The 25801-nt window shown below is 72.2% G+C and carries 25 protein-coding genes, 1 tRNA gene and 1 pseudogene; 10 read left to right on the plus strand and 17 right to left on the minus strand.

Going from position 1 to position 25801, the window contains the following annotated elements; all coding sequences use genetic code 11:
- Positions 1 to 16: 16 nt before the first annotated feature.
- Positions 17 to 1417 (minus strand): hypothetical protein, encoded by a 1401-nt coding sequence (locus ACFY9S_RS03565; RefSeq protein WP_391122279.1) that lies wholly within the window; start codon positions 1415 to 1417, stop codon positions 17 to 19.
- A gap of 74 nt (positions 1418 to 1491) precedes the next feature.
- Entirely contained in the window at positions 1492 to 2319 is an 828-nt protein-coding gene (locus ACFY9S_RS03570) for a DUF4097 family beta strand repeat-containing protein (RefSeq protein WP_391122282.1), read from the minus strand.
- Between the two features lie 210 nt (positions 2320 to 2529).
- Here ACFY9S_RS03570 and ACFY9S_RS03575 point away from each other — a divergent pair.
- Positions 2530 to 2601, plus strand: a tRNA-Val gene (locus tag ACFY9S_RS03575).
- 81 nt (positions 2602 to 2682) lie between these two features.
- Here the strand turns inward: ACFY9S_RS03575 and ACFY9S_RS03580 are convergent.
- On the minus strand, positions 2683 to 3246 hold the full coding sequence (locus ACFY9S_RS03580; protein WP_391122285.1) for a DinB family protein: 564 nt from the start codon (positions 3244 to 3246) through the stop codon (positions 2683 to 2685).
- Positions 3247 to 3484: 238 nt separating this feature from the next.
- On the opposite strand from ACFY9S_RS03580, the gene ACFY9S_RS03585 reads away from it, so the two are divergent.
- Together ACFY9S_RS03585 and ACFY9S_RS03590 are read left to right on the plus strand one after the other, a co-directional pair.
- The gene (locus ACFY9S_RS03585; RefSeq protein WP_391122288.1) at positions 3485 to 3892 is read left to right on the plus strand and encodes a DUF6153 family protein; all 408 of its coding nucleotides are present in this window, start codon (positions 3485 to 3487) and stop codon (positions 3890 to 3892) included.
- Between the two features lie 96 nt (positions 3893 to 3988).
- Positions 3989 to 4636 carry a DUF305 domain-containing protein gene (locus ACFY9S_RS03590; RefSeq protein ID WP_391122290.1) on the plus strand — a complete coding sequence of 216 codons (648 nt, stop codon included), beginning with the start codon at positions 3989 to 3991 and terminating at the stop codon, positions 4634 to 4636.
- Positions 4637 to 4648: 12 nt separating this feature from the next.
- On the opposite strand, the gene ACFY9S_RS03595 is transcribed toward ACFY9S_RS03590, so the two are convergent.
- Complete coding sequence (locus ACFY9S_RS03595) at positions 4649 to 5002, minus strand: hypothetical protein (protein ID WP_391122292.1); 354 nt, start codon at positions 5000 to 5002, stop codon at positions 4649 to 4651.
- 121 nt (positions 5003 to 5123) lie between these two features.
- Positions 5124 to 6094 (minus strand): annotated as a pseudogene (locus ACFY9S_RS03600) (ketopantoate reductase family protein).
- Positions 6095 to 6196: 102 nt separating this feature from the next.
- On the opposite strand from ACFY9S_RS03600, the gene ACFY9S_RS03605 reads away from it, so the two are divergent.
- On the plus strand, positions 6197 to 6433 hold the full coding sequence (locus ACFY9S_RS03605) for a DUF2277 family protein (protein WP_391122294.1): 237 nt from the start codon (positions 6197 to 6199) through the stop codon (positions 6431 to 6433).
- Positions 6434 to 6455: 22 nt separating this feature from the next.
- Here the strand turns inward: ACFY9S_RS03605 and ACFY9S_RS03610 are convergent, their stop codons facing one another.
- The 6 genes from ACFY9S_RS03610 to ACFY9S_RS03635 all read right to left on the minus strand — a co-directional run bounded on the left by ACFY9S_RS03610 (position 6456) and on the right by ACFY9S_RS03635 (position 13959).
- Positions 6456 to 7742 carry a DUF5933 domain-containing protein gene (locus tag ACFY9S_RS03610; protein ID WP_391122952.1) on the minus strand — a complete coding sequence of 429 codons (1287 nt, stop codon included), beginning with the start codon at positions 7740 to 7742 and terminating at the stop codon, positions 6456 to 6458.
- Between the two features lie 127 nt (positions 7743 to 7869).
- Positions 7870 to 8454 (minus strand): VTT domain-containing protein, encoded by a 585-nt coding sequence (locus ACFY9S_RS03615; protein ID WP_391122955.1) that lies wholly within the window; start codon positions 8452 to 8454, stop codon positions 7870 to 7872.
- 296 nt (positions 8455 to 8750) lie between these two features.
- Positions 8751 to 9203, minus strand: coding sequence for a DoxX family membrane protein (locus tag ACFY9S_RS03620; protein ID WP_391122297.1), 453 nt, complete (start codon positions 9201 to 9203; stop codon positions 8751 to 8753).
- 86 nt (positions 9204 to 9289) lie between these two features.
- Positions 9290 to 11245 (minus strand): FAD/NAD(P)-binding protein, encoded by a 1956-nt coding sequence (locus ACFY9S_RS03625; RefSeq protein WP_391122958.1) that lies wholly within the window; start codon positions 11243 to 11245, stop codon positions 9290 to 9292.
- Positions 11246 to 11599: 354 nt separating this feature from the next.
- On the minus strand, positions 11600 to 13237 hold the full coding sequence (locus tag ACFY9S_RS03630; RefSeq protein ID WP_391122300.1) for an alkaline phosphatase D family protein: 1638 nt from the start codon (positions 13235 to 13237) through the stop codon (positions 11600 to 11602).
- Positions 13238 to 13314: 77 nt separating this feature from the next.
- Positions 13315 to 13959 (minus strand): DUF1524 domain-containing protein, encoded by a 645-nt coding sequence (locus tag ACFY9S_RS03635; protein WP_391122303.1) that lies wholly within the window; start codon positions 13957 to 13959, stop codon positions 13315 to 13317.
- A 391-nt stretch (positions 13960 to 14350) separates the two neighbouring features.
- Here ACFY9S_RS03635 and ACFY9S_RS03640 point away from each other — a divergent pair, with 391 nt between their 5' ends.
- Together ACFY9S_RS03640 and ACFY9S_RS03645 are read left to right on the plus strand one after the other, a co-directional pair.
- Entirely contained in the window at positions 14351 to 14932 is a 582-nt protein-coding gene (locus ACFY9S_RS03640; protein ID WP_102913858.1) for a TMEM165/GDT1 family protein, read from the plus strand.
- 208 nt (positions 14933 to 15140) lie between these two features.
- Positions 15141 to 15800, plus strand: coding sequence for an HAD-IA family hydrolase (locus ACFY9S_RS03645; protein WP_391122307.1), 660 nt, complete (start codon positions 15141 to 15143; stop codon positions 15798 to 15800).
- 77 nt (positions 15801 to 15877) lie between these two features.
- On the opposite strand, the gene cpt is transcribed toward ACFY9S_RS03645, so the two are convergent.
- Together cpt and ACFY9S_RS03655 are read right to left on the minus strand one after the other, a co-directional pair.
- On the minus strand, positions 15878 to 16432 hold the full coding sequence (gene cpt, locus ACFY9S_RS03650; protein WP_391122310.1) for a chloramphenicol phosphotransferase CPT: 555 nt from the start codon (positions 16430 to 16432) through the stop codon (positions 15878 to 15880).
- A 27-nt stretch (positions 16433 to 16459) separates the two neighbouring features.
- Positions 16460 to 18052, minus strand: coding sequence for a peptidoglycan-binding protein (locus tag ACFY9S_RS03655; RefSeq protein ID WP_391122313.1), 1593 nt, complete (start codon positions 18050 to 18052; stop codon positions 16460 to 16462).
- A gap of 159 nt (positions 18053 to 18211) precedes the next feature.
- On the opposite strand from ACFY9S_RS03655, the gene ACFY9S_RS03660 reads away from it, so the two are divergent.
- Entirely contained in the window at positions 18212 to 20263 is a 2052-nt protein-coding gene (locus ACFY9S_RS03660; protein ID WP_391122316.1) for a DHA2 family efflux MFS transporter permease subunit, read from the plus strand.
- A gap of 2 nt (positions 20264 to 20265) precedes the next feature.
- On the opposite strand, the gene ACFY9S_RS03665 is transcribed toward ACFY9S_RS03660, so the two are convergent.
- Entirely contained in the window at positions 20266 to 20757 is a 492-nt protein-coding gene (locus ACFY9S_RS03665) for a GNAT family N-acetyltransferase (RefSeq protein ID WP_391122319.1), read from the minus strand.
- Between the two features lie 171 nt (positions 20758 to 20928).
- Here ACFY9S_RS03665 and ACFY9S_RS03670 point away from each other — a divergent pair, with 171 nt between their 5' ends.
- Positions 20929 to 21624 (plus strand): hypothetical protein, encoded by a 696-nt coding sequence (locus ACFY9S_RS03670; protein ID WP_391122321.1) that lies wholly within the window; start codon positions 20929 to 20931, stop codon positions 21622 to 21624.
- A gap of 4 nt (positions 21625 to 21628) precedes the next feature.
- A complete protein-coding gene (locus ACFY9S_RS03675; RefSeq protein WP_391122324.1) occupies positions 21629 to 22303 on the plus strand; it encodes a hypothetical protein in 675 nt (224 codons plus the stop codon).
- Positions 22304 to 22348: 45 nt separating this feature from the next.
- Here the strand turns inward: ACFY9S_RS03675 and ACFY9S_RS03680 are convergent, their stop codons facing one another.
- A complete protein-coding gene (locus tag ACFY9S_RS03680; protein WP_391122327.1) occupies positions 22349 to 22756 on the minus strand; it encodes a DnaJ family domain-containing protein in 408 nt (135 codons plus the stop codon).
- 96 nt (positions 22757 to 22852) lie between these two features.
- Here ACFY9S_RS03680 and ACFY9S_RS03685 point away from each other — a divergent pair, with 96 nt between their 5' ends.
- A complete protein-coding gene (locus tag ACFY9S_RS03685; protein WP_102910306.1) occupies positions 22853 to 23245 on the plus strand; it encodes a hypothetical protein in 393 nt (130 codons plus the stop codon).
- 102 nt (positions 23246 to 23347) lie between these two features.
- On the opposite strand, the gene ACFY9S_RS03690 is transcribed toward ACFY9S_RS03685, so the two are convergent.
- The gene (locus tag ACFY9S_RS03690; RefSeq protein WP_391122331.1) at positions 23348 to 24019 is read right to left on the minus strand and encodes a class I SAM-dependent methyltransferase; all 672 of its coding nucleotides are present in this window, start codon (positions 24017 to 24019) and stop codon (positions 23348 to 23350) included.
- A gap of 85 nt (positions 24020 to 24104) precedes the next feature.
- Positions 24105 to 25490: a glycine betaine/L-proline transporter ProP gene (gene proP, locus ACFY9S_RS03695; RefSeq protein WP_391122334.1), complete on the minus strand. Its 1386-nt coding sequence runs from the start codon at positions 25488 to 25490 to the stop codon at positions 24105 to 24107.
- Positions 25491 to 25801: the final 311 nt, after the last annotated feature.

The following is a 25801-nucleotide window of genomic DNA, read 5'->3' on the forward strand; positions in this document are numbered from 1 at the left end:
CGGACGGGGGCCGGGCTCAGTGTCCGGCCCCTCGCTCCTCGCGGATCCCGGAGACGACATGGGCCACGGCCCGGCGGACCGCTTCCGTCTCCATGAGGAAGTGCCAGTAGTCCGGGTGGCGGCCTTCGAGACCGGCGATGGCGCGGTCCAGGCGCGCCACGGCGTCGTCCAGGGGACGGGCGTGGCGCGGGTCGGGGGTGTTGCGGCCGGCCATGGCGAGGCGCTGGGCGTCACGGATGGCGAAACGGGTGCGGTCGATCTCCTGCTGGGGATCCTTCTGCACGGCGTTCAGGCGGTGCAGGCGGTCCCCGGCGGCCGACACGGCCTCGTCGGTGTTGTTCAGCAGGGCGCGCACGGTCGACAGCAGGGCCGTCGCGTCGGCCCAGCGCTGTTCGCCGCGGGCGGTGCGGGCCTCGGTCAGTCTGGTCTCGGCCTGGCGGACGTTCTCGGCGGCGGCGTCGGGGACGTGCTGAAGGTCCTGCCAGCAGGCCGCGGTGAAGCGGCGCCGGAGCTCGCTCAGGGTCGGCTCCACCTGCTCGGAGCGGGTGGTGAGGGCCTGGGCGCGGGTGCGCAGGGAGACGAGCCGGTGGTCGATCTCGGCGGCGCGGTCCGGAAGCCGCTCGGCCTCCACACGGACCGCCTCGGCCTCGCGCGTGACCCGCTCGGCCCGCTCCAGGGTCTGCGGCACGCCGTGCTGCCCGGCACCCTGGTTCAGCTTGGTCAGCTCCGGGGAGAGCGCGGCGAGCCGGGCGGCGAGGTCGTCCGCCCGGAGACCCGAGGCGCGTACGGCGTCCAGCGCGTTGGAGGCGGCGAGCAGGGCCTGGCGGGCACGTTCGACCGCGGGGGCGAGGCGGGCCAGCTGGGTCTCGGCCTTGCCGAGGAGGGGGCCGAGGCCGTCGGTGAACCGGTCGAGCTCCTGCTTGACCCGGCCGAGTTCCTCCTTGGCGGCGGTCAGCTCCCCGCGGGCCCGGGACGCGGCGGAGGCCTCCAGGTCGTCGCGGTCGAGATCGTGGGCGTCGACGGCGTTGATGTACCGGTGGCTGGCCTCGTCGATCCGCCGGCCCAGGGCGTCGAAGTCGGCGACGGCCCGCCGGGCGGCGGGGGAGGCGTCGACGGCGGTGATCGTCTCGATCGAGATGCGCAGGTCGCGCTGGGCGGTGTCGAGCTCGTAGAAGGCCGCCGCGGCGGCGTCCTTCGCGGCCTGGGCCTCGGCCCGCTGGTTCTCGGCCCGGCCGCCGAACCAGCGCCGGGTGCCCCCGCCCGCGAAGGCGGCGGGCAGGGCCAGCGCGGCCAGCAGCGGAAGCCCGACCAGGGCGAGCGTGTCGTGGAGCGGCCCGGGGGCGCGGGGGGTGCGGCGGCCCGGGCGATGTGCGCGCGGCAACGACGGCGAGTCCGGCTGTCCTGGTGTCGCCGTCACATCCCTCTCCCGTGCTGTGGTCCACCCTGCCCGGTGTCATTCTCCCACCGGTAGAGGACGAACACACGGGCCGTTCAGTTCAGTGTTCGCACCGTCACGCTGCCGTCCCCGGTGTGGGCGGACACCCGGTGGGCGCTGCTCTCGTCGCGGGGCACGGACACGTCGACGCCGCCGTCACCGGTCTCGGTGGTCACGCGGTACGCGGCCCGGGGCAGTGCGATGGTCACGGAGCCGTCGCTGCTGCGGGACTCGACACGATCCGGCACGGCACCGAGTTCGAGGCGGACCGAACCGTCGCCGGTCCGGGTGCGGACGTCGCGGGAGGAGACGTTCGCGCGGATGGACCCGTCGCCGGTGCGCATCCGCAGCGGACCGCTGGTGCCGGTGACGCGGATGGATCCGTCGCCGGTGCGCACCTCCACGGGACCGGTGGTGTCGGTGACGCGGACGGATCCGTCGCCGGTGCGGATGTTCAGGGGGTCCCGGAAGCCCCGGGCATGGACCGCGCCGTCGCCGTCCTGGACCTTCACGGTGATGCCGCGGGGGACCTCGATGCGGTGCTTGGCCGAGCAGTCGACGACGATGCCGGAGCACTTCAGCCGCAGTACCAGGCGGTCGTCGCGCATGGCCCAGGTGGCCTTCGGCTCCTTGCCGACGACGACCGAGCCCTGGAACCACCGGGTGACCTCGATCTTGCCCGCCGGTTCGTCGTCCGAGCTGACGATCTCCAGGGCCGAGTCGTCGGAGTCGACCGTGAGAGTGCGGCCCTGGAGGCCGAAGGACCGGTGGTCGGGGTCCGTGTCGTCCCCCGCGGACGCCCCGCAGGCACTGAGACCGGCGACGAGCACGACGACGGCACCGGCGAGGGCGGTGGCGCGGGCGGTGGCGGTGCGACTGGTCATGACGATCTCCCCCTGGACGGACGACGGGCGCTCCGGTGCGCTCTACGACCGTATGGATCCGGGGCCCGCCGGGGGATCCGGGCCACTCCCGGATCGAAGGTGGGGTTAACCCCAGGTGCGGGGCCCGGACGCTCCCGCGATACGGGTTTGCGGGACCGCGCCCCGGGCCATGTAGGCTGTCGACTCGTCCTGGGCTCATGCCCGGGAGCCGGGTGCGTAGCTCAGGGGTAGAGCGCCTGCCTTACAAGCAGGATGTCGGCGGTTCGAAACCGTCCGCGCCCACAGCGCCGAGTAGCAGTTCAGAGGCCTCCTGGGATCTTCCTGGGGGGCCTTTCCGAGGCCCGATCGCCGGTTACCGGAAGGTCATGTGCGGCGCGCCACGGCTCCGTCCTGCCGGCGGTAGAGGTCGCGCAGCAGGGAAATCTCGGCGCCGTGATGGATCAGCTCCCTGTTGACGTGCAGGACCCTGTTCTCCATGGGAAACCGCTCGGGACCTATCGCGGGCGGATTCTCCAGGTCGGCGTCCGAGAGTTCGCGGACCCCCGCGTTCCATCTCCCGTACATCTCATCGAGCTGTTTCAGCGCCTCGTCAGCGGTCCCCGCGTAGGCGAATGTCTCGGAGTCGACGTCCTGGCCGCCGAAGTACCACCCGACCCGGTAGCCCAGACACGAGACGATGATGTGCGCCAGCCGCCAGGCAATCGTGGTCACAGGAGCCGGCACCGGGCCAGGGGACGCGAAGTCCATCGTCCACTCCCCCGAACCTGCCGACATGGGTGCGGCCGACGTGCCATGCGGGCGGACGCTCCAGCAGCCGCGCACCGGCTCCCAGAAGTACTCCTCATCGGTAAGACCGTCCAGCCGTGGCCGCAGGTTCGTGCGCCAGTGCCAGTCCAGCTGCTCCGCGAGCCGCTCGCTTCTTGTCATCTCCGCACACTACTGACGACGGAGACCTGGCTGCGAGTCATTGCAGAGGTGCTCGACATGCCGCTCCCCGGTCTCATGCGGTGAGGAGGAGGCCGCGCCCGCTCACCAGCGGGTGGACCGACCCTCGGGGTGACTGTGACGGTGAACTCCTCCAGTCGACCGTCCACTGAAGTGCGTTCGGTCCGGGTGCTGGAGGCCCCTTCCCCCGCTCTCGGGGCCTTGCCCCTACGATGAGCATGTGAACAGCCCCGCCCAGCGTGCTCTGCGACCCGTCGTGCGGCGGTGGCATGTGCTGTGCGTGCTGGGGCTGTTGGCGGGGTTGCTGGGGATGCACGGGCTGGCGCCCGGGGGTGGTCTGTCTCAGCCGGCGCATGTGATGCAGGGGCACCAGGCCCAAACGGCTCCGGCCTCCGCGTCGTCGACGCACGGCATGCCGTATCTGCACTGCGGCGGCGGGCATGTCCGGCATGCCGACGCGACCTGCGCGTCCGGTGCCGTGGGCGGGGGGCCGGTGCTGCCTCCGCTGGTTCCCGACCCGGTCCCCGTGGCCGTGGGGGAGAGCGCCGTACGGGCGTACGCGGTCGCGGATACGGATGGTGCCCGGGCCCCGCCTTCCCTGGCCGAGCTCCAGCTTCTGCGGATCTAGACACCACACATCACGCCGGCCGGTATCGACCGGTGACGGCGTGGTGCTCCGTCGTGTCCCACATCCTCAGTTCCTTGCAGAAGCAGGAGTTCACGCATGAGCAACAGCGTTCGTAGTCTGGCGCGCCGCGCTGCCCTGGCGGTGGCGGCGGGTGCCGCAGCGGTCGTCCTCGCCGCCTGTGGTGGTGACGGTGCCGACCCGGCAGCCGGCCACGGCGACGCCGGGAGCCACGGCCCCACCGGAACACCGTCGGCCACCGGTGCCCACAACCCCCAGGACGTCACCTTCGCGCAGGGCATGATCCCGCATCACCGGCAGGCGCTGGAGATGGCGCGGCTGGCCGGTGACCGGGCCTCCTCCGGGGCGGTCAAGGACCTCGCCGGGCGGATCGAGAAGGCGCAGGACCCGGAGATCCGGACCATGACCGGCTGGCTGAAGACCTGGGGCGAGGACGTGCCCCGGGCGGCGGGCGGCGGCATGGACCACTCCGCGGCGGGCCATTCCGGTATGCCCGGGATGATGGGCGACGAGGACATGGCCGCGCTGGCGAAGCTGACGGGCAGGGCCTTCGACCGCCAGTTCCTGACGCTGATGGTCGAGCACCACGAGGGGGCCGTGGAGATGGCCCGGACCGAGCAGAGCAAGGGCGGCTACGGCCCTGCCAAGGCCATGGCGGGCGACATCGTCACCGCCCAGCAGGCCGAGATCCGTGAGATGAACGGGATGCTGGACGACAAGAGCTGATCCCGTCGGGCGTCACGGGGTTCCGCCGGTCTCCTCCGGCGGAACCTCGTGCGCGTGCTTCAGCTCCGAGCGGGCCGCCACCCGCTCGGGGCCGACGAGCTCCGACCAGTAGCGGTGGGTGCTGACGAACACCGCGAGTTCGTGCTCCCGCTGCCGGAGTTTCTCGACTTCGGCCTGTTCGTCGGCGCTCCAGCCGGGCGAGGCGGGGCGTTCCACCTTGCGCCAGCCGTTGTCGTCACTGAAGCCGTCCAGCGGCTCCACCGACCAGGGAAGCCGCTTCAGCAGGGCCGACAGCTCGGCCCTGACCTGGTGGAGTTCCTCCTGACCGGCCAGGAGGTCGCTCGGAAAGTCATAGGTCGTAGCCACAACTCAATGATACGCCTGTTCGAATTTGCCGGGCGAGTTCCTTCCTGCGGTTCATGCGAACGGGTGTGCCGGCAGTGACGGCGCCCAATCAGCCCCGCATCAGCCCCGCATCAGCGCCGTGTCAGCGCCGGGCCGTGCTCCCGGGCCGGTCCGCCGCCTCGCGCGCCTCGCGCACCTCGCGCACCACCCGGGCCGCGACCGGGGCCGGAATCCCGTGGCGCTCGGCCGTGCGGAGCAACGCGCCGCCGATGGCGTCCAGTTCGAGGGGCCGGCCGGCCTCGGCGTCGCGCTGCATCGACGACTTCATCGCCGCCGGGAAGGCGTCGTAGCGGGCCAGGGCCTGGGCGGGGTCCGCCGGGCCGCCGCACGCATGGCTGATCGCGGCGGTCTCCGCCACCAGGGCGGTCAGCTCGTCGCGGTGGCGGGTGCGGACGTCCCCGAGAGGAAGGCCGATGGGGGTCCCCCCTGGTCGAGCGAAGTCGAGAGCTCGGGGGAGGGTGGTCAGCAGGGCGAACGGCGCCAGGAACGACATCTTCGCCCACAGGGCCGCCGTCTCGTCCTCGAGGAGCCGGGTGGCCGGCCGACCGTGGCGAAGGCCTCGGCGAGGGCGTCGAGGGGCGGCCGGGGCACGTCCGTGCCGGTCAGGTCGATCTCCGCGAAGGGGCTGCCGTGTTCGATGACGCCCGGGGCGACCCGGGTGGACTCGACCCGGATCACGGCGGGGGCCACGCGGTCGCGCCGGTAGCGGGCGCGCAGGGCCGCCGGGTGTTCGACACCGTTCAGGAACGGCACGAGCAGGCCGTCGGCCGGCACGGGGACGGGGACCCGCGCCGACGCGGCGTCCAGGGCGGTGTCCTTGACGGTGACCAGGCACGCGTCGACCGGCTCCCGCAGCTCGGTGTCCGCCTCGACACGGGCCGTGAAGTCGCCGAAGAGGGCGCTGCGGACCTGGATGCCGCCGGTGCGCAGGGTCTCGGCGGTCTGCTCGCCGGACAGGCAGATCACGCGGTGGCCGGAGCGGGAGAGCAGGGCGGCGAGCAGGCCGCCCGCGCCGCCGGGGCCCAGAACGGCCACGGTGAGTTCGTTCGCCACGAGGAGTTCCTCTCGTCGGTCGGCCCCGGGATGGTGGTCCCCTCGGAGTGGTCATGTCAGGCGCCGCTGTCGCTGAAGGGCCGGACGGGTGAAACTGGGGGCATGTGCCGGAGTATCAAGACGCTGCGTCCGCCCGCGATGCCCGAAGAGGCCACCGAGGCCGACGTGCGCGCTGCCGCCCTGCAGTACGTGCGGAAGGTTTCGGGATTCCGCGCCCCAGCCGCTCACAACCAGGAGGTGTTCGACCGCGCCGTGGAGGCCGTCGCGCAGGCCACGGCCGAGTTGCTGGACGGTCTGGAGGTCCGCGGGGCCGCTGCCCGGAAGGCGAGCCAGGCCTGACCCCGGCGAAGCGCCCCGGGCCTCAGACCGCCAGCTCCGGCTGCGGTTCGGGGTGTGGCACCGGTGCGGCCTCCGCTTCCCACAGCCTGGTGGTCCGCAGATAGCCGTAGACCACCGAGGCCATCGCCAGCAGGAGGAGGGGGCCGGACATCCACGGGTGGGCGGCCATCTCCAGCGGCACGAAGCGGTAGGACGCCAGCAGCACCGCGAAGACGGCCGACCCGTAGCCGATGAGCCGGACCCCCGCCCGGTCCCAGCCTCGGTCGTACGTGCGCAGCGCCGCCTCGACCGTGTACGCGAACACCACGCCGGCGACGAGGTCCACGCCGTAGTGCCAGCCGAATCCCAGCGTCGCGGCGAGCGTGGCGATCAGCCAGAACGTGCCGGCGATGCGCAGGGCGCGCGGTCCCTTGCGGGAGTGGATGAAGATCGTCGTGGCCCAGGCCGTGTGCAGGCTGGGCATGCAGTTGCGCGGGGTGATCTCGTCGAACGGCAGCTCGTAGGGGGTGACGATCGGCGGCAGGGTGTTCGGCCACAGGTCGGCCGCCGCCCAGTGCCCGCCCTCGGGGCCGTAGGCGAAGATCGGCCCGACCACGGGGTAGATCATGTAGAGGGCCGGTCCGAGCAGGCCGATCACCAGGAAGGTGCGCACCAGGTGGTGGCGCGGGAAGCGCTGCTCGGCCGCCACGTTGCGCAGCTGGTACAGCGCCACACAGACGGCGGCCACCGCGAGCTGGGCGTAGACGTAGTCGAGGGCGTGCTCACCGACCGGGCCGCTCGCCTTGAGGAGCCGGCCCGCCAGCCACGACGGGTTGCCCAGCGCGTGATCGGCCATGGCGACGTACGGGTCGAGTGTGACCGGGCGGGTCTGCGACGTGATCAGCAGCCAGGTGTCACCGGTCTTGCGGCCGGTCACCAGCAGCAGGCCGAGCCCGACGCCCTTCAGCATCAGGACGCGTTCCGGGCCGGTGCGGCGGGTGACGGCGAAGACCCCGACGCCCAGGATCACCCACAGCGCGCCGTTGCCGAACGGGTGCCCCTCGGTGGGGTAGGTGCCGGTCGCCCACCGCACCAGCAGGAAGACGAGGTCGATGCCGATCGCGGTGCCGAGGGCGATGAGCCGTTGCCGCCAGGTCAGCACCACCATCATCAGCGCCATGCTGGCGTACAGCAGGAACCCGGACTTCGGGGCGTGGATCACCTCGCGGGCCTGGGTGGTGATCGGCCCCGGCATGCCGAGGTGGTGCGCGGTGATCTGGAGTGCGACGAGGAACCCGAGAGTGATCACTCCGGCGGCGGCCCACAGCATCGCCCGGGGCCGCCGCCGCGCGGCGAGGGCGATCCGTCGTATTCGGGAGGCTTTCCGCGACGCCGTGGTGGTCAATGTCTCAGCCGCTTCCAGGTCTTGGTGGTCGTGGTGGTGAGTCGGAGCCGGTCTACGACGTCCGCGGCTCGCGCCGCATCAGGTACGCCGCCCCCGCCCCGGCACCGAACAGCGCCCCCACCGACACCGCCGTGGCCACCCAGCTCGTGCCCAGCAGGTGGGCGCCGAAGTAGCCGAGGGCGACGCTGTACGCGGCCCAGGTGAGACCGGCCAGCGCCGACCAGGGCAGGAAGTCGCGGGCGCGGCGGTGGGCGGCGCCCGCGCCGAGGGAGACCAACGAGCGGCCGGCGGGAGCGAACCGGGCGAGGACGACGAGGGCGCCGCCGCCGCGCGCGAGGGCCGCGCCGAGGCGTTCCTGGGCGGTGGTCAGCCGCCGGGAACGTGAGATCGCCCGGTCCAGCCGGGCGCCACCGCGCCAGGCGAGGCGGTAGGCCAGCAGGTCGCCCAGGACGGAGGCGGTGGCCGCGCAGAGGGTCAGGGCGAGGATGTCGGGAACGTCGGCCGCCGTGCCCGCTGCCGCCGCCGTGGCCGCCGTGATCACCAGGACGCCGCTGGGCAGCACCGGCAGGAACACGTCGAGCAGGACGGACAAGGCCACCACCGCGTAGATCCATGGGCTGCCGATCAGCAACCCCATGTGCTCCGGCACCGCGACTCCCCGTGACTCCCCCGTGGGCCAGACCGTGCCGCGATGGCGCGGGCGGAAACGGCAGGAGTGGCCATGACAGCCATAGAGCGTACGCCTGTGGTGTGACGGGCGGTTCACGGGGGGCTCATACGTTCGGTGCGGAGTGTTCACCTCGTCGCGCCTGGCCCCGGATTGTCAGCATATTTCCGAGTGCCGTCTCCATCGCCTCGATGCCGGGCCGGACATACGCGGCGGCGCCTCCCTGGTGAGGAAGACGCCGCTGGGTGGACGGAGGGCCGGGCGGCTCAGGCGGCCACCGGGGTCTGGTCCGCGGAGCGCTGCTCCTGCGTCGAGGTGCGCTTGGTCAGCAGACGGTCCAGGCCGAACGCGCCGGAGCCCGTGAAGATCAACAGGAACATGGCCCAGCAGTACATGGCCGCGCCCTCGCCGCTGTTCTGGATCGGCCACAGGGCCTGGGGCTGGTGGACCTTGAAGTACGCGTACGCCATCGCGCCGGAGGAGATGAACGCCGCGATGCGGGTGCCGAGACCCAGCAGCACCAGGGTGCCCCCGACGAGTTCGATGACGGCCGCGTACCAGTTCGGCCAGGCGCCGGTTGCCGCGGTGCCGCCCTTGTCGTCCACGCCTCCGAGGACGCCGAAGAGTGCGACGGCGCCGTGGCAGGCGAAAAGCAGGCCGATGACGATCCGGAACAGTCCGAGTGCGTACGGTTGTGCGCCGTTGAGGCGAGCGGTCATGTGGGGGGTCTCTCCTTCGGGTTGGCCGGCCTGGGGAGAAGGCCGGTCGGGGACGGATACCGCGGAGTAGCCCACGTTAGGTGCGCCTAATCGATGGTTGCAAGTTCAACATTTGGCCACTGCTTTGCCTCTCCCTGAGGCTCGGTTTCGGGCCCAGCCGCACGTAGAACGGTTCTCGCCACCGCATCGGCGTCCGAAAGGGTGACCGAATCCACCCCTGGGCGAGCACCGGCGGCGGTCACCCAGTGCACGCCTTCTGTCGGCACCCCGAACGCGAACAGCCTGGTGTGTACAACTCCTTGACGATCCATCAGGCGATAGGGGCGTGATGTGACGTCCAGCCCGCCTGTCTCATAACCGTCGACGGTGTGCGGTCGGCACCGCCCGCTGCGCAGCAGACCGGCCAGAAGGGCGTCGGCGGTGTGCCGCAGATCCGGTTCCGGCAGGCGCGCCTCTATGAGCGTTCTCACGCGGACGGCTGATCCCGGCACGTCGGGGGAGTGAACGGCCCAGGCCCCCTCCGCCTCCGTCACCCGCAGCCGTGGCCCCAGTACCTCCACCACACCCGCCTCCATGAGGGCCACGAGTTCCTCGATGCGGCGCCTCGGCGGGCCGATGGACAGAAACGCGTTGAGCGGGGTGTACCAGCGGTCCAGGTGGTCACGGCGGGAGGCGCCGGCGAGGCCGCCGTGGTCCACGATCAGCCGGAGCTCGTTGCGCAGGTCGCGCAGCACGTCAAGGGCAGCCTTCAGCGGGCCGTGCACATTGCCGAGGGCGGCCTGGGCGGCGTCCTCGCGCAGATACGACAGGAGCCAGTCGCGCCACCGGCCGGGGTGTGCGAAGTCCCGCCCGGCGTACGGGCGGGAGATCCGCTCCCAGCACCAGCGGTCGCTCTCCGGCACCCCGAACTCCTCCAGCAGCGACACCTCCTGGGGGTCACCGTGCGCAACGGCGAGGAAGCGTTCGGCGAACTCCCGCTCCCGCCCGGTGAACTCCCGCTCTCGTTCGGTGAGCTCCCGCTCTGGCCCGGTGCACTCCCCCTCTCGCCCGGCATACTCCCGCTCTCGCCCGGCGCGGGCCGCGCCCCGCCGGATCAGCGCGCCGTAGTAGACCGTCTCCACCTCCTTCGCCACCAGCGGCCAGATCTCCGTGAGGAAGTCGGGCGCCTCTCCGGAGTCCGCGCGCTTGCGGAATCCGGCGATCACCTCCGGGGTGAGGGCGAGCGGGACGTGCCGGCCGTACGGCCCCTTCGCGTTGTCGCCGCGCGCCTGGTACGGGACGCCGCGCCGGGAACCGGCGAAGAGCCGCGGCTCACGGCCGGAGGGGAGATAGCGCAGACCCCCGGCGCCCGGTACGAAACGGCCGCCCCGGCCGGTCGTCAGCAGGGCGGTGTGATCGAAGAAGTTGAGGCCGAGGCCGCGCAGCAGAACGGGCTCACCCGGAGGTACGGAGGACAGGTCGGCGTCGGCCGGGTTGCAGGGCGGGACGTGGCGCAGGCCGTGCCGCCCGGCGTGGGCCGCGTGCCGCAGCAGGTCCGGTCCGGCGGTCCTCGGCAGGTGCCCCTGGGCCAGCACCACCGCGGACAGGCCGGTCAGGGTGCGGCCGTCATCGAGCGTCAGGGCCTGGTGGCCCCCGGGTGTGTCGTCGAGCCGTACCGCGCGCGCCCGGTGCGTCTCGACCCGTACCGCCGGCGGCGCCTGCCGTACGACCTCGGCGAACACCCACTCCAGATAACGCCCGTAGTCCGCCCGGGTCGGATACTCGTCCGGGCCCAGTCTGCCGTTCGCCCACGCGTGCAGGCTCGGACCCGGGCGGATGGGGCCCGAGCAGTCCACGCTGTCGTCGGTGAACAGGGTCACCTGGCAGGCCACGGTGTTCATCAGCAACTCGGGCGGCTGGGCCGTGCGCCAGACGCGGCCGGGGCCGGGCGGGTCCGGGTCGATCACGTGAACGGTCAGCCGGGCACCGGGCGGCAGCAGTTCGGGGGCGGAGGCGCACAGGCGTTCCAGGACGCTGGTGCCGCGCGGCCCGGCGCCGACCAGGGCGACGGAGACCCGCGCGCGTCCCGGAGCCGGTCCGGGACCCCCGGCCGGTGCGGTTTCCCCGGTTTCCCCGGTTTCCCCGGTTTTTCTGAGTTCCCGTGGCTCCCTGGCTTCCCTGGGCTCCCTGACTTCCTCGGTTTCCTCGGGCGACGCAGACAAGGGTGGAACTCCCGGGCGTGGGGGGGCGCGTGTCGGCGGTCCGCCGGGCAGGAAGCGGACGGTCCGCATCATCATGCCGTCGCCGGGAGCGGTAACCGGGACTCGTGGGGAAGGATTGACGGTCGCTGTGGGATGCCTCACTGCCATCACGGGGCATCGAGGCACACAGCGGCAACAAGCAGGCGCAACAGGGAGTTACGGGGCGAGCTCGGAGTCCAGGATCGTCGTGAGGCGGGGGCCCGTGCCCTGGCGGGCCTTGGCATGCTCCAGTCGCAGCCGGGCCGAACGGCCGCGCAGGGTCAGGGTCATGAGCTGGTTGCCGAACCAGGGACCGCCCGTCTTGCGCCAGCGGACCGGCGGCTTCGGGAGACGTCCGTGCCGGGCGAGACCGCGGCCGAGACGCCGCGCCGCCGCGCTCCAGCCGATGCGGAACGCCAGCCGCATCGACAGCGGCACGGAGTTGTGCACGGGTGAGCAGACGAGCTGCACCACCCGGGCGTCCGGATTTCGCCCGGCCCACGAGGGCTCGGCGATGTAGGCGTGGTGCACATCCCCGGAGAGCACGCACACCGTCGCAGGCGCGTGGTCCCCCGAGCCCGCCTCGGCGATCAGCTCCGTCAGCCCCGCGAAGGACTCGGGGAACGCCGACCAGTGCTCCAGGTCGGCGGCGCGCCGCACCTTCTCCCCGAACCGCGCCCAGCGGGCACCCCGTTCACCGCCGCACAGCGCCGCGTTCCATCTCTCGGCGTCGTGCACGAGATGCGGCAGGAGCCAGGGCAGAGAGGTGCCGATCAGCAGGTGGTCGTACGCCTCGGGCGTGTCCCGCACCTGCTCGCGCAGCCAGGCCTCCTCGCCCGGGTCGAGCATCGCGCGTTCCTCCTCGGCGAGGACCCGGGCGGCCCGGCTGTCCACCATCACCAGGCGTACGCGTCCGAAGTCGCGCCGGTAGCTCCAGCGGGCCGTGGTCGCGTCGGCGTCGGCCCGGGCGGCGAAGGCGCGCAGCGCATCGGTGCCGTCGGGGGCCTCGCGGACCGCTTCGTACACCGGGTCGGCCGCCAGCTCCTCCAGGGAGAGGTTTCCGAGGTGCTGGTGGACCCAGTACGACATCAGGCCGCTCAGCAGCCGCTCTTGCCACCAGCCGGTGGAGCGCATGTCGGCGAGCCAGGCGGCGGAGGTGTTCCAGTCGTCGATGACGTCGTGGTCGTCGAAGATCATGAAACTGGGCACGGTGGACAGCAGCCAGCGGATGCGCGGGTCGAGCCACGACTCGTAGTAGAGGTGGGTGTATTCCTCGTAGTCCGCCACCCCGGTGCCCGGCTCCTCCTTCAGGTCGCGGCGGCCCGCCAGCCAGCGCTGTGTGGCGTCGGAGGTCTCGTCGGCGTACACCTGGTCGCCGAGCAGCAGCAGGACATGCGGCCGTTCACCCTCGGGGTCGGCCGCGAGGCGGGTGGCGAGGGCGTCCAGGACGTCCGGCCCCACGGGGTCGTCCCCGCCCGCCGGGGGAGAGGCCCAGCGGCAGGAACCGAAGGCGACATCGAGGCGGCCCTCCGGCCCCGGCGCGTGGATCGCCGAGGGCGGAAAGGGGGATCCGGGCAGCGGCCACACCCGGGTGCCGTCCAGCAGCACTTCGTACGACGTGCTCGTACCGGCCGTGAGGCCGGTCACCGGGACCAGCGCGTAGTGGTGGCCCGCGATCTGGAAGCTGTGGGCCGTGCCGCCGGCGCCGTCGGCGCAGCGCACCTCGGCGGTGCACGGGCGGCTCGTCTCGACCCACACGGTCGCGGACGAGCCGTCCGTGTATCTCAGCAGCGGCCCGAGGCGCAGTGCGCTCATGTCGTTCCCCTCTCCGTCGCCCCGTACGGTACGGAACGACGGAGGTCGGCGGGGAGGTCCCGACACCGATCAGCGTGTCAGCAGCTCGCGAGGTGGTTCTGCAGCGCGGACTTCTCGGCCGAGTCGACGGAGAGGTCGTAGTAGTACTTCACCTGGACCCAGGCGCGGACGTAGGTGCAGCGGTACGCCGTCCGGGAGGGCATCCAGGTGGCCGGGTCCTGGTCGCCCTTGGCCTGGTTGACGTTGTCGGTGACCGCGATGAGCTGCGGGCGGGTGAGGTCGTTGGCGAACGACTGGCGGCGGGACGTCGTCCAGGAGTCGGCGCCGGAGTCCCAGGCCTCGGCCAGCGGCACGAGGTGGTCGATGTCGACGTCGGAGGCGGCGGACCAGGTGGCGCCGTCGTAGACGGAGTACCAGCTGCCGCTGGTGGCGGCGCAGGAGGAGTTCTGCTGGACGTCGGATCCGTCGCGCTTGAGGACGACCTCGCGGGTGTTGCAGGAGCCGGACTGGGTGATCCAGTGCGGGAAGAGGTCGCGGTCGTAGCCGGTGCGGTCCTCGGTCGCCACGGTGAGCGAGGCGAGGTAGGAGCGGGCGGTGGCGCCGCTCACGGGGGTGGGGAGGGCGGCGGAGGCCGTGGGGGCGTTGAACAGGGCCACGGAGGATATGAGCGCGGTGGCGGCCGCGGCCACGCTCAGCCGTCGACGCGCGTAGAACCTGGGCATGCGAACTCCCTGGGCAGAGGGGGGTGTGGCGTGCGAGCGAGGGGAATACTCGCGGTGCCGTGTTGCGCACAGGTGTGCGCCCGGTGAGAAGCTAGTGACACGTGCATGACATGACAAGGTTCAGGCGCAAAGTCTTCACACCCGGGGCGTCGCGTACGATGGACGGCGCAGAAGGGGAGTAGCTCTTCGCCGGACCGTCGACATACTGCTCAGCCCGCCTGAGCCGGCGCCCGGAGGCCGGTCCTTTTCCTGGACCTGCCAGCGAGACCTTCGGCAAAGCAGTGCACATCCGTGCCCCCCGGCGCGGATGCCGTGTGTGCTGCCGTGCCGAGGTGTCATGAGCGAAAGTCCAGCACTCTCGGTGGGGCAGCCCCGACCGATTGAGGAACCCTTGATCAGCCTGACCGTGACGGCCGTCGTCTTCGGCGTCGTCTTCCTCGCGGAACTGCCGGACAAGACCGCCCTCGCGGGCCTCGTCCTCGGCACCCGCTACCGCGCCTCCTACGTCTTCGCGGGGGTCGCCGCCGCCTTCGCGCTGCACGTCGCGCTCGCCGTCGCCGCCGGCAGTGTGCTGACGCTGCTGCCGCAGCAGATCGTGCAGGCCCTCACGGGCGTGCTGTTCCTCGGCGGGGCCGCGGTGCTGCTGCTGAGGAAGGGCGAGGACGAGGAGGAGGTCCGCAAGCCGGAGAACCAGTCCTTCTGGAAGGTCTCGGGTGCCGGCTTCATGCTCATCCTGGTCGCCGAGTTCGGTGATCTGACCCAGATCATGACCGCGAACCTGGCCGCCCGCTACGACGACCCGCTCTCCGTCGGGCTGGGTGCGGTGCTCGCCCTGTGGGCCGTGGCCGGGCTGGGCATCGTCGGCGGCAAGGCGCTGATGAAGAAGGTGCCGCTGCGGCTGATCACGCAGGTCGCGGCGCTGGTCATGCTGGCGCTCGGTTTGTGGAGCCTCTGGGAGGCCGTGACCGGCTGAGCCTGGCGAGACGAACAGTGGATGAACGTCCGGCGGGGGCCCCTGGCGCGAAGGCCGCCTTGTTTTGTACCGTGGGGAAACAAAGTGGCCTCCGCCCGTTTTCCCTGACCGGCGGGCGGGGCCGCCTTGTCTCCCGGGGCGTGCCGGTCGCGATCCGTCGTCCGCCCCTCTCCCGCGCTGGAACGCGCCCCGAGCCTTGGAGCTGCCGATGACGGCCACCGCCGTGCTCACCGCCCGCGCCCTCCTGCTGGACATGGACGGCACCCTCGTCAACTCGGACGCCTCGGTCGAACGCGTCTGGCGGCGCTGGGCCGAGCGTCACGGGCTCGACGGAGACCAGGTCATGAAGGTCGTCCACGGCCGGCAGGGGTACGCCTCCATGGCGCTGCTGCTGCCCGAGCGGCCGATGGAGCAGAACCACGCCGACAACGCCCGGATGCTCGCCGAGGAGACGGCCGACACCGACGGTGTCGTCGCGATCCCCGGGGCACCGGAGTTCCTGGCCTCGCTGCGGGGACTGCCGCACGCGCTGGTGACCTCCGCCGATGTGCCGCTCTCGACGGCCCGGATGGCCGCGGCCGGTCTGGAGCAGCCCGGGGTGCGGGTGACCGCGGAGTCCGTCGGGGCGAGCAAGCCCGACCCCGAGGGCTTCCTGAAGGGCGCCGCCGAGCTGGGGGTCGCCCCTGCGGACTGTGTGGTGTTCGAGGACTCCGGCGCCGGGATAGCGGCCGGGCGCGCCGCCGGGATGACGGTGGTCGGGATCGGGCCCCGGGCCGCGGCCCACGAGCCGGACGTCGTGGTGGAGGACCTCACGAAGGTGCGTGTGGAGGCTGGTGCGGACGGGACGATCCGGCTGTGCATCGGGTGAACCGGCTGCGTAACGGGTGATCCGGCTGTGCATCGGGTGATCGGGCCGCTCGGGGACGCTTGAGCGGTGATGGCGCGTCACCTGGGTGGCGTAGGTGCGCGCGTCACGTGGTCGGCGATGACACGCGCGCACGCCAGGGATTCGGTGTGCGTCGTGTCCACCTCCACGTCGTAGCTCAAACCCTCGTGCACGATCCGCGCCTGTGACGCGGCCATGCCTTCGACCCGGTTCCCCCGGGCGATCTCGCGCCCCGCGGCGACCTCTGCGTCACACCGGACGCCGACCCACAGCACGGCGAGTCCGGTGAGAGCCTTCTCCCACCGCTGCCGGGACACCGGGCCGCCCAGGAAGACGTCGTCGACGATGATCCCGGCGCCGGCGCGGGCCATGGCGGCGATGCCCTCGGTCCAGGCCGCGTCCAGAGCCCGGAACTCCGCGCCGACACTCACGCCGCCGTCCGCCGCGAAGGTGATCCCGCCCTCCGAGCCCTGCAGCTTCGCGGGCAGCGCCTCGACGAACGAGTCGACGCCGAAGGCCAGCCACGGACCGGGCAGGACCTCTTGCAGGCACCGGACGATGCCCGACTTGCCCGAGCTCGAACCGCCGTTGAGAACGATCACCTGAGTAGTCACGGCGTCACGATAGGGCGGCCGGGCCGGTCACGGCTCCTGGGTTTCCGACTCCAGCTTCGCCCGGGTCTCCCGGTCGTAGACGCCGAGGTCGTCGGCCTGGATGCCGCGAGACCACTGGTAGGTGCGGACCGCTTCCGCCAGCCGGTCGTCGAAACTGCCGTCGGTATCGTCGTCGTACAGATACAACTGCCGCAGACGGAGCTGGAGTTCGGTGACCTCCGGGCCGCTGTCGCCGAGGCGCAGGACAGCCGGGCCCTTGTTCTGGCGGGAGTTGTCCGGAGGTGCCTGCCCGGGGCCGGTCGCCGATGCCGACGGCTGCGATGCCGACGGGGAGGGCGACTGCGACGGGCTCGCCGAGGCGCTCGGTCCGGACGGCGACGGTGAGGCGGACGGGCTCGCGGTGCGGGACGGCGACTGTCGCGGCGCGGCCGGGGCCGGGGGTGCCGCGGAAGCGCTGCCCTTCGGGGGCGTGGACGCGGCGCTGCTCGGGGCGTCCGGCACGCTCGCGCGGATGTCGTCCGGCAGTGCGGTGTCCCGGGACGGGCTCTCGTAGGAGAACAGCCCACTCGCGTACCCGGCCGCCGCGACGACGGCGACGCAGGCACCGGCGGCGGCGAGGAGCAGGGTGCTGCGCCGACGCGGCCGGCGCCTCCCCGACCGGCCGCCTGCCGGCGCCCCCAGGGGTGTCGCCACGGTGCCGTCGAACATCCGCAGGTCGGTGACGCTCGGCTCGGTCGGGGCGGGGGCCAGGGGAGTCGGAAGCGCCGAGGTGGCGGGGGTGGCCGGCAGCACGACGGTCGCGTCCGGACCGTCCGGACCGTTTGGTCCGACCGGCCGCAGAGGCATGGTGAGGTCGGCGGGGGAGGGTGGCTGAGCGGCACGCCTGGGGGTTGAGGCCTCGGCGTGCGGGAGCGCGGCGCCGTCGACGGCCGCCGCGTCCCGACCGGGCGCGCCGCCGGCCACCGGCCGGGAGCCACCAGGCCGTGCCGCGTGAACGGTCCCGGTTTCGTGGGGGACCTCTCCCGGCCCTGGGGTCCCGTCACTGCCCTCGTGGGCGGGGGGCGGCGTGGCCTCGGCAGGGTCGGTCGGCGTCGGTGTGGGCCGGGCGTCTTCCGGGGACTGCGTGGGCCTGCGGGTGTGCGCGTGGCCCGGGGGCGGGTCGGTCGGCGTCGCCGGAGGCCGTGCGTCCTCGGGTGAGCGCGTTGCTCCGTCGGTGTGCGAGAGGCCCGGCCGCGGGGGCGTGGCCCGCCCGTCGTGGTCGGAGCGTGGGGTGTCGTACCCCGGCGGACGCCGCTGGTCCTGCTGCGCCTCCGGCGCGGACGACGTCCCCGGCGCGGAAGGCGTCCCCGGCATGGAGGGCGTCCCCGGCATGGAGGGCGTCCCCGGCGCGGACGACGTCCTCGGCGCGGAAGGCGCCCCCGGAATGGAGGGCGTCCCCTGGGCGATCTCCACGTACGGGCGGATCCGCAGCGGGTCGAAGTCCTCCGCTGCCGCCGCCTGGGCGGTGCGGGCGTCGCGGAGAGCCTCGGCGGCCCGGTCGGTGCAGCCGCAGGCGGGGGTGTTGTCCCGCTGTCTGGGTGCGCCGCACTCCGGGCACGGGTGGCCGTTCGGCGGTTCCACGCGTTCCTCCCTCCCCTCGCGAACTCCAGAGATTATCCAGATCTTCTCCACAGTGCGGACGAGGAGCCCCCGGAACCACAGCCTCCAAAAGGGCCCAGCGGGCTATAACAGGTCACAGCGGTCACGATGGAAAAAGTCACAGGAGACTCGGGAGGTCGCATGGCCGGGGACGGCAACGCCACCACGCTGACGTCCGAGGGCGCGGCCTCGCAGGAGCAGGTGTCAGGGAACGTCCTGGTCTCCATCGGAGCCCTGCTCCTCGGCATGCTGCTCGCGGCCCTCGACCAGACCATCGTGTCGACCGCGCTGCCCACGATCGTCAGCGATCTCGGCGGTCTGGATCACCTCTCCTGGGTGGTCACCGCGTATCTGCTGGCCGCGACCGCCGCGACCCCCCTGTGGGGCAAACTCGGCGACCAGTACGGGCGCAAACGGCTGTTCCAGACGGCGATCGTGATCTTCCTGGTCGGGTCCGCGCTGTGCGGCGCCGCTCAGGACATGGCTCAGCTGATCGCGTTCCGGGCCCTGCAGGGGCTCGGCGGCGGCGGACTGATCGTGCTGTCGATGGCGATCGTCGGCGATCTGGTGTCTCCCCGTGAACGCGGCCGCTACCAGGGCCTGTTCGGTGCCGTCTTCGGCGCGACCAGCGTGCTCGGGCCGCTGCTCGGCGGGCTGTTCACCCAGCACCTGAGCTGGCGCTGGGTGTTCTACGTCAACCTGCCCGTCGGCATCGTGGCGCTCGCCGTGATCGCGGCCGTCCTGCACATCCCCCGCACGGCGCAGCGGCACGTCATCGACTACCTGGGCACCTTCCTCATCGCCGCCGTCGCCACCTGCCTGGTCCTCGTCGCCTCGCTCGGCGGGACGACCTGGGCATGGGGTTCCTGGCAGATCGTCGGCCTCGCGGTCCTGGGCGTCGTCCTCGCCGTCGCCTTCGTGGCAGTCGAGCGGCGGGCCGCCGAACCCGTCCTGCCGCTCAAGCTGTTCCGCGTACGGACCTTCACGCTCGCCGCCGTGATCAGTTTCGTCGTCGGGTTCGCCATGTTCGGTGCCATGACCTACCTGCCGACCTTCCTCCAGGTCGTGCAGGGCATCAGCCCGACCATGTCCGGTGTGCACATGCTGCCGATGGTGCTGGGCCTGCTGCTCGCCTCGACCGGCTCCGGGCAGATCGTCAGCCGCACCGGCCGCTGGAAGGTGTTCCCGATCGTCGGCACCGGCATCACCGCGCTCGGGCTGCTCCTGCTCCACCGGCTCGACGAGCACAGCTCCACCGCCGAGTTGAGCGGCTTCTTCTTCGTCTTCGGGCTCGGTCTCGGCCTGGTGATGCAGGTCCTCGTGCTCATCGTGCAGAACGCCGTCCCTTACGAGGACCTCGGCGTGGCCACCTCCGGCGCGACCTTCTTCCGCTCCATCGGCGCCTCGTTCGGCGTCGCCGTCTTCGGCACGGTCTTCGCCGGCCGCCTCGGGGAGCAGCTCTCCGACGCCTTCCGCGGTGTCCGGCTGCCGCCCGGCGTCTCGGTGGAGGCGCTGGAGGCCGACCCGCGCGGCATCGCCGCCCTGCCGCCCGGCCTGCGCCCGCCGGCCCTGCACGCCTACGCCGTCTCCATCACGGACGTCTTCCTGTACGCGGCCCCCGTCGCGCTCCTCGGCTTCGTCCTGGCCTGGTTCCTGAAGGAGGACCGGCTGCGCGGCTCGGTCACCGCGCCGGACGTCACCGAGACCCTGGCCAGCAACCCCGTCGAGCGGTCCTCGTACGACGAGGTGTGCCGCGCGCTGTCGGTGCTCGGCACCCGTGCGGGCCGCCGGGAGATCTACCGGCACATCACCGCCCGGGCGGGTTACGACCTGCTGCCCGCGACGAGCTGGCTGCTGCTGCGGATGCGGCGCTACGGCTCCGTGGAGCCCGGCGTGCTGGCCGACACCATGCCCGTGCCCCTGACCGTGATCATGGAGGCCGCCCGGCAGGCCGAGGTGCGCCGTCTCGCCGTGCGCCGGGGCGTCGACATGGTCCTGACCGAGCAGGGACGCGAGATCGCCGCCCGGCTGGCCGAGGCCCGCGAGGAGTCCTTCGCGGAGCTGCTCGGCGACTGGTGGGGGCCGGACCGGCCGACCGAACTGGAACAGCTCGTGCGTGAGCTCAACGGTGAACTGTGCGGGTCCCGGCAGGAGCGGCCGTACCGCATGCCCTCCACGAAGGAGAAGGGCTGAGTTCAGGCCAGTTCCTTGCTGAACCAGTGCTCCGCGTACGGATCGTCGTTGTGGCGTCCGGTCTCCCCGTAGCCGAGGCGGGCGTAGAGGCCGCGGGCCTCGACGAGATCGCTGCGGGTGTCGAGGATCATCCGGGTGGCGCCGAGCGCACGGGCGGCTCCCTCGGCCGCCCAGACCAGCAGCGGGGCACCCCCTCTGCCGCGCATCGGCTCGCGCAGGAACACCCGCTTGAGCTCGGCCGTCGTGCCGTCCACCAGCCGTACGCCCGCGCTGCCGGCCGGCTCACCGCCGTACCGGGCGACGAGCAACAGCCCGTCCGGCGGGGCGAGATCGACGCCGGGCTGGGCGGCGATCTCCCGCTCCAGCTCGGCCGGGTCGGTCCGGCGCCCCTCGTGCAGCAGGTACCAACGGTCGCTGACCTCGGTGTAGTACGCCCGCCACAGAGCGGCGGCGACGGGGGAGTCGTACGGTTCCGGAGTCACGGTCCACGTCATGAAACCGCATGGTGCGCAGGCACCCCACCGGTCACGCAACCGAATAGTCCCGGCCGTGTGTTCGCGCCCCGGTTGCGCCCGGGCGCCGTTTGGACACCGGGATTGGGGCAACCCGACGAGCGAACCGGCTCGCGAGGAGAGCCGGTTGGGCCGAGAACCCGGAAGGCACTCATGTCCACTGGCCTGATCATTGCTCTGATCGTGATCGCGGCGGTCGTCATCATCGCGGCCGTCATGACCCTGCGCGCCCGCGGGCCTCGGCGGGGCCCGAGCCTGAAGCGGCGCTTCGGACCCGAGTACGACCGGGCCGTGGCCCGGCACGACGGTGACGCCAAAGCGGCCGAGCGCGAACTGACCGAGCGCGTGCAGCGCCACGGCGAACTGCGCGAGCGGCCGCTGGAGCCGACGCAGCGCGAACAGTACGAGGCGCGCTGGACGGCCGCCCAGGAGCGGTTCGTCGACTCACCGCGCGACGCCGTCGCCGAGGCGGACCGGCTGCTCGCCGAGCTCGCCGGTGCCCGGGGCTTCCCGGACGGCGGGCAGTACGAGGAACAGCTGTCCGCGCTGTCCGTGCACCACGCCCACCACGTGGACGGCTACCGGCGGGTCCACCGCGCCGCGCATCTGCGCGCGGAGGACGCCCGTGACGGCGGCCAGGGTACGGAAGACATGCGTGAGGCCATGGTGGCGGCCCGCGCCCTGTTCGAGGAGCTGGTGAAGCCGGCCCGCCACGACGGCGGCGGCCACACCGGCGGACGGCACGACAACGGCCGCGAGCACGCCGCTGCGAACGGCGGCCGCAAGGCCCACGCCCGTGGCGGACACCTGCCGTGGGCGATGAACCGACGTCAGGCGAAGGAGAGTTGAGGCAATGACCGACATGACCCGACCGCCCGGCGACCAGTCGCCGGATGCCCGCGGCGACAGCGCCCCGGGCACCGGCCACCGCCCGGCCGCATCGGGCACCGACCGTCGCGAGACGGCCCGGGGCCTGGAAACGAACCGCGGCACAGCCCGTGACCTCCCTACGGACCGCGGCGTCGAGCACGGCACCGACACCGGCCACGGCGTCCCACCCGCCACCGACGCCGACCGCGCCACGGCGCACGGCACCGATGTGCCCGGCACCGGCCTCCCCGGCACGGACCGTCACGGCACGGACCGTCACGGCACGGACCGGGACGCCATTGACACCCTCCGCGGGGACCACGGCACCGGCACCGGCCCCGGCAAGGCCGGTCCTGCCAAGGACCGAGCCCACCTCCTCGCCCACGACGAGTCCGACAAGCTCGGCTCGCAGTTGCAGCACGCCGTCGCCGGGTTCGTCGACGGGCCCCGGGCCGCCGTAGAGGAGGCGGACCACGTGCTGGAGGAGATCGCGGCCCGCTTCACCGAGGCCGTGACGCAGCGCCGCCGCACCCTGCGACACTCCTGGCAGTCCGTCGAGGGCGGCGAGAGCAGGTCCGTGTCGTCGGCCGACACCGAGCAGCTCCGGCTGGCCCTGAAGGACTACCGCGAGCTGGCCGAACGGCTGCTGCACGTGTGAGCAGCGGGGATTCCTCCGGACGGGTGAGCCGGAGGAATCCCCGGATCACCGGTCCGCCCGGCGCTCCCGCCACTGCCGTACGACGTCCTCGACGTCGTACGGCTTCTTTCCCAGCGGGGGGCCGGGCGGCGGCTTGAACATCATGTCGCGGATCTTGACGTTGACCTCGTCGATGATCTTCCGGACGATCCGCTCCGAGGGGGCCGCGAGCGCCGCCTCCAGCGCGTCCTCCGCCTCCTTGCGCAGGGCCAGCGCCGGCGGGAGGACGGAGAAGCCCTCGCGGGCCATCTTCCGCTTGACCCACCACAGTTCGTCGTAGGTGCTCTCGACGTCGGCCGGGAGCGGTGCGCCCGCGCCCGGCAGCCGGTCGAACTCCCCGCGCGCCTCCGCGTCACGGATCTGCTTGTCGACCCAGGACTCGAAGTCGACGCCTGGTGGCTTTCGCTCGGTCATGAATCCATTGTGCCGGACACCGTGTGGCCGGGCGTTTTATCATGCGGCGGGCCAAGAACCTGTCTGGCCCGCCGGGACATCTCAGGAGGAGCGCACGTGCTCGAACTCACCATGGCCACCGTCGCGGAGGCGGAGGCGGGCGCCACGGCCGGCATGCTCATGGCCGATGCGCCCAGCGAGCCGGGTGCGGTGCTGCGGGTGGGCCGCGACAAGTCCGTGTGCCGGCTGAGCACGCCGGACGACTGGCTGTTCGTCTCCCGCGTCCACCTGGAGTTCCTGTGCGGACCGGAGGGGACCTGGCAGGTGACGTGGCTGCGCGGCTCCCAGCCCGACCCGTCCTCCGAAGTGCGGCTGACGACGGGGGAGTACGCCCAGCCGCTCGCCTACGGCGGCACCGTCCCGCTGCCCAGGGGTGGCAGCGGCGAGATCATCATCCAGGACCGCACTGCTCCGCGCAGCGTCAACGTCGGCTTCTACCACGAGGTGTGACGGTGAGGTCGCACGCACTGCGACGGCCGGACCGCATGCACTGTGCCGGTGGGACCGCACGCACTGCGACGGCCGGACCGCATGCACTGTGCCGGCGGGGCCTCACGCCAGCACGCGGGCCAGCGCGAACCCGTCGTAGCCCTTCATCCCCACCGTCTGGATCGCGGTGCCGCTCAGCCTCGGATGGCCGGCGATCAGCTCGATCGCGGTGCGGGTGCCCGTGACGTCCGGGGCGGTGCTTGCGGCGTCGACGACCCGGCCGCCCCGGACGACGTTGTCGAGGACGATCAGGCTGCCCGTGCGGGTGAGCCTGATCGCCCACTCCACGTAGTGCGGGTTGTCGGCCTTGTCGGCGTCGATGAACACCAGGTCGAACGGGGGCGGGTTCTCGTCCGCCAGCTTGGGCAGCGACTCCAGGGCCGGGCCGACCCGCACCTCGACCAGCTTGTCCAGGCCGGCGCGGGCGATGTTGCGGACGGCGACGTCGGCGTGCAGGGGGTCGTACTCCAGGGAGACCAGGCGTCCGTCGGCGGGCAGGGCGCGGCCCAGCCAGATGGTGCTGTAGCCGCCGAGCGTGCCGATCTCCAGGATGTGACGGGCGCCCTGGATCTGGGCGAGGAGCTGGAGGAGCTTGCCCTGGTTGCCCGCGACGTTGATGTGCGGAAGCCCGGCGGCGTCGCTGTCGCGCAGGGCGGCCGCCAGGGCTTCGTCGTCCGGGGCGAGGTGGGCGGTGAAGTAGGCGTCGACCTCGTCCCAGACGTGCGACTCGCTCATGCACCTCTACTTTCGTCAGCATGGTTGGCATCCCTGACTACTGGCGCTGACGAAGATAGTGGTGCGGATCGCTGTCAGCGGGATCTCACCCGGCGTGTCGACCCGCCACGGAGGGCGCCGATCCGGGCAGCGGACGCCCCGCCGACTCGGCCATGCGCCACACCGCGAATCCGCCGATCACGGCCGCGGCCATCATGTAGTACGCGGGCATCATCATGTTCCCGGTGGCGCCGATCAGGGCCGTGACCACCAGGGGAGTGGTGCCGCCGAACAGGGACACCGAGACGTTGAAGCCGATCGACAGCGAGCCGTAGCGGACCTTCGTCGGGAACAGCGCCGGCAGCGCCGAGGGCATCGACGCGGTGAAGCAGACCAGCAGCATGCCGAGCGCGCCCATGCCGAGCGCGACAGCGAGCAGGCTGCCTTCGCGGATCAGCAGCAGGGCCGGGACCGACAGCAGCAGGAAGCCCGCGCAGCCGGCGGCGATCACCGGGCGGCGGCCGACCCGGTCGGTGAGGGCGCCGGCGAACGGCTGGACGATCATCATCACGGCCATCACACCGAGGACGACCAGCAGACCGTGTGTCTCGTCGTAGTGGAGCTGGCCGGTCAGGTAGCTCGGCATGTACGACAGGAGCATGTAGTCGGTGACGTTGAAGACCAGCACCAGGCCGACGCAGAGCAGCAGCGCGCGCCACTGGCCGGCGACCATCTCGCGCAGCGGGGTCTTCGGGCGGTCGTTCTCGGCCTTCTCCGCCTCGGCCGCGAACGCCGGGGTCTCCTCCAGGCGCAGCCGCAGGTAGAGGCCGATGATGCCCATCGGGCCCGCGATCAGGAACGGGATGCGCCAGCCCCAGGAGGTCAGGTCGTCGGTGGAGAGCAGGGCGGTCATGACCGTGACCAGGCCCGCGCCGGCGATGTAGCCGGCGAGCGTGCCGAACTCCAGCCAGCTGCCGAGGAAGCCGCGCCGCTTGTCGGGGGCGTACTCGGCGATGAACGTGGAGGCGCCCGCGTACTCGCCGCCGGTGGAGAAGCCCTGCACGAGGCGGGCCACCAGGAGCAGGGCCGGCGCGCCGACGCCGATCGTCGCGTACGACGGGATCAGGCCGATCGCGAAGGTGCCGGCCGCCATCATGATCATGGTGAGGGCGAGGACCTTCTGGCGGCCGACACGGTCGCCGAGCGGGCCGAAGATCATGCCGCCGAGCGGGCGGACCAGGAAGGCCGCGGCGAAGGCGCCGAACGTGGACAGCAGCTGGGCGGTGGGGTTGCCGGAGGGGAAGAAGACCTTGCCCAGCGTGACCGCGATGTAGCTGTAGACGCCGAAGTCGAACCACTCCATCGCGTTGCCCAGGGCGGCCGCCTTCACGGCGCGCCTGACGAGCGCGGGGTCGGTGACGGTGGGGTCGGGGGTCTTCGCCGTGCGGGTCTTCACGAGGGACGCGGGGGCGACGACTGAGGCAGTCGACAAGACTCGCTCGCCTACCTTTCGACGGGGACAGGGACGCGGTCCCGCGCGGCGGCGCTGTCGTACGGGCCGAAAGAGCGATGATAGGCGGATTTGCTCCGCTTACGGGCGGTACGTTCTTCGTTGCATACTGCACGTAAATCGCGGCTGTGCTGGTGTTTCTGCCCGACGGAAAGCGGTTCACCACCGCTCTTCATGTGATCCATATCGCGTCCGCGCGGAGTGCTCACCCCGCTCGCGCACGGTCGCCGCCGCCCGCGTCCTCTTCTCCGGAACCGTGCATTCCTCATAGGGTTCGCAGGAGGAATTCCCGC

This window comes from Streptomyces sp. NPDC012474, from assembly GCF_042955185.1.
Lineage (GTDB): Bacteria > Actinomycetota > Actinomycetes > Streptomycetales > Streptomycetaceae > Streptomyces > Streptomyces cahuitamycinicus.

Bases quoted from the DNA above. Each gene is read 5' to 3' on its own strand.
- ACFY9S_RS03660 (WP_391122316.1), top strand. From the start codon at position 18,212: ATGGCCGGGGACGGCAACGCCACCACGCTGACGTCCGAGGGCGCGGCC.
- ACFY9S_RS03630 (WP_391122300.1), bottom strand. From the start codon at position 13,237: ATGAGCGCACTGCGCCTCGGGCCGCTGCTGAGATACACGGACGGCTCG.
- ACFY9S_RS03605 (WP_391122294.1), top strand. From the start codon at position 6,197: ATGTGCCGGAGTATCAAGACGCTGCGTCCGCCCGCGATGCCCGAAGAG.
- ACFY9S_RS03680 (WP_391122327.1), bottom strand. From the start codon at position 22,756: ATGACCGAGCGAAAGCCACCAGGCGTCGACTTCGAGTCCTGGGTCGAC.
- ACFY9S_RS03645 (WP_391122307.1), top strand. From the start codon at position 15,141: ATGACGGCCACCGCCGTGCTCACCGCCCGCGCCCTCCTGCTGGACATG.
- ACFY9S_RS03635 (WP_391122303.1), bottom strand. From the start codon at position 13,959: ATGCCCAGGTTCTACGCGCGTCGACGGCTGAGCGTGGCCGCGGCCGCC.
- ACFY9S_RS03570 (WP_391122282.1), bottom strand. From the start codon at position 2,319: ATGACCAGTCGCACCGCCACCGCCCGCGCCACCGCCCTCGCCGGTGCC.
- ACFY9S_RS03690 (WP_391122331.1), bottom strand. From the start codon at position 24,019: ATGAGCGAGTCGCACGTCTGGGACGAGGTCGACGCCTACTTCACCGCC.
- ACFY9S_RS03610 (WP_391122952.1), bottom strand. From the start codon at position 7,742: ATGCTGTGGGCCGCCGCCGGAGTGATCACTCTCGGGTTCCTCGTCGCA.
- ACFY9S_RS03620 (WP_391122297.1), bottom strand. From the start codon at position 9,203: ATGACCGCTCGCCTCAACGGCGCACAACCGTACGCACTCGGACTGTTC.
- ACFY9S_RS03665 (WP_391122319.1), bottom strand. From the start codon at position 20,757: ATGACGTGGACCGTGACTCCGGAACCGTACGACTCCCCCGTCGCCGCC.
- ACFY9S_RS03675 (WP_391122324.1), top strand. From the start codon at position 21,629: ATGACCGACATGACCCGACCGCCCGGCGACCAGTCGCCGGATGCCCGC.
- ACFY9S_RS03590 (WP_391122290.1), top strand. From the start codon at position 3,989: ATGAGCAACAGCGTTCGTAGTCTGGCGCGCCGCGCTGCCCTGGCGGTG.
- ACFY9S_RS03580 (WP_391122285.1), bottom strand. From the start codon at position 3,246: ATGACAAGAAGCGAGCGGCTCGCGGAGCAGCTGGACTGGCACTGGCGC.
- ACFY9S_RS03615 (WP_391122955.1), bottom strand. From the start codon at position 8,454: ATGGGGTTGCTGATCGGCAGCCCATGGATCTACGCGGTGGTGGCCTTG.
- ACFY9S_RS03670 (WP_391122321.1), top strand. From the start codon at position 20,929: ATGTCCACTGGCCTGATCATTGCTCTGATCGTGATCGCGGCGGTCGTC.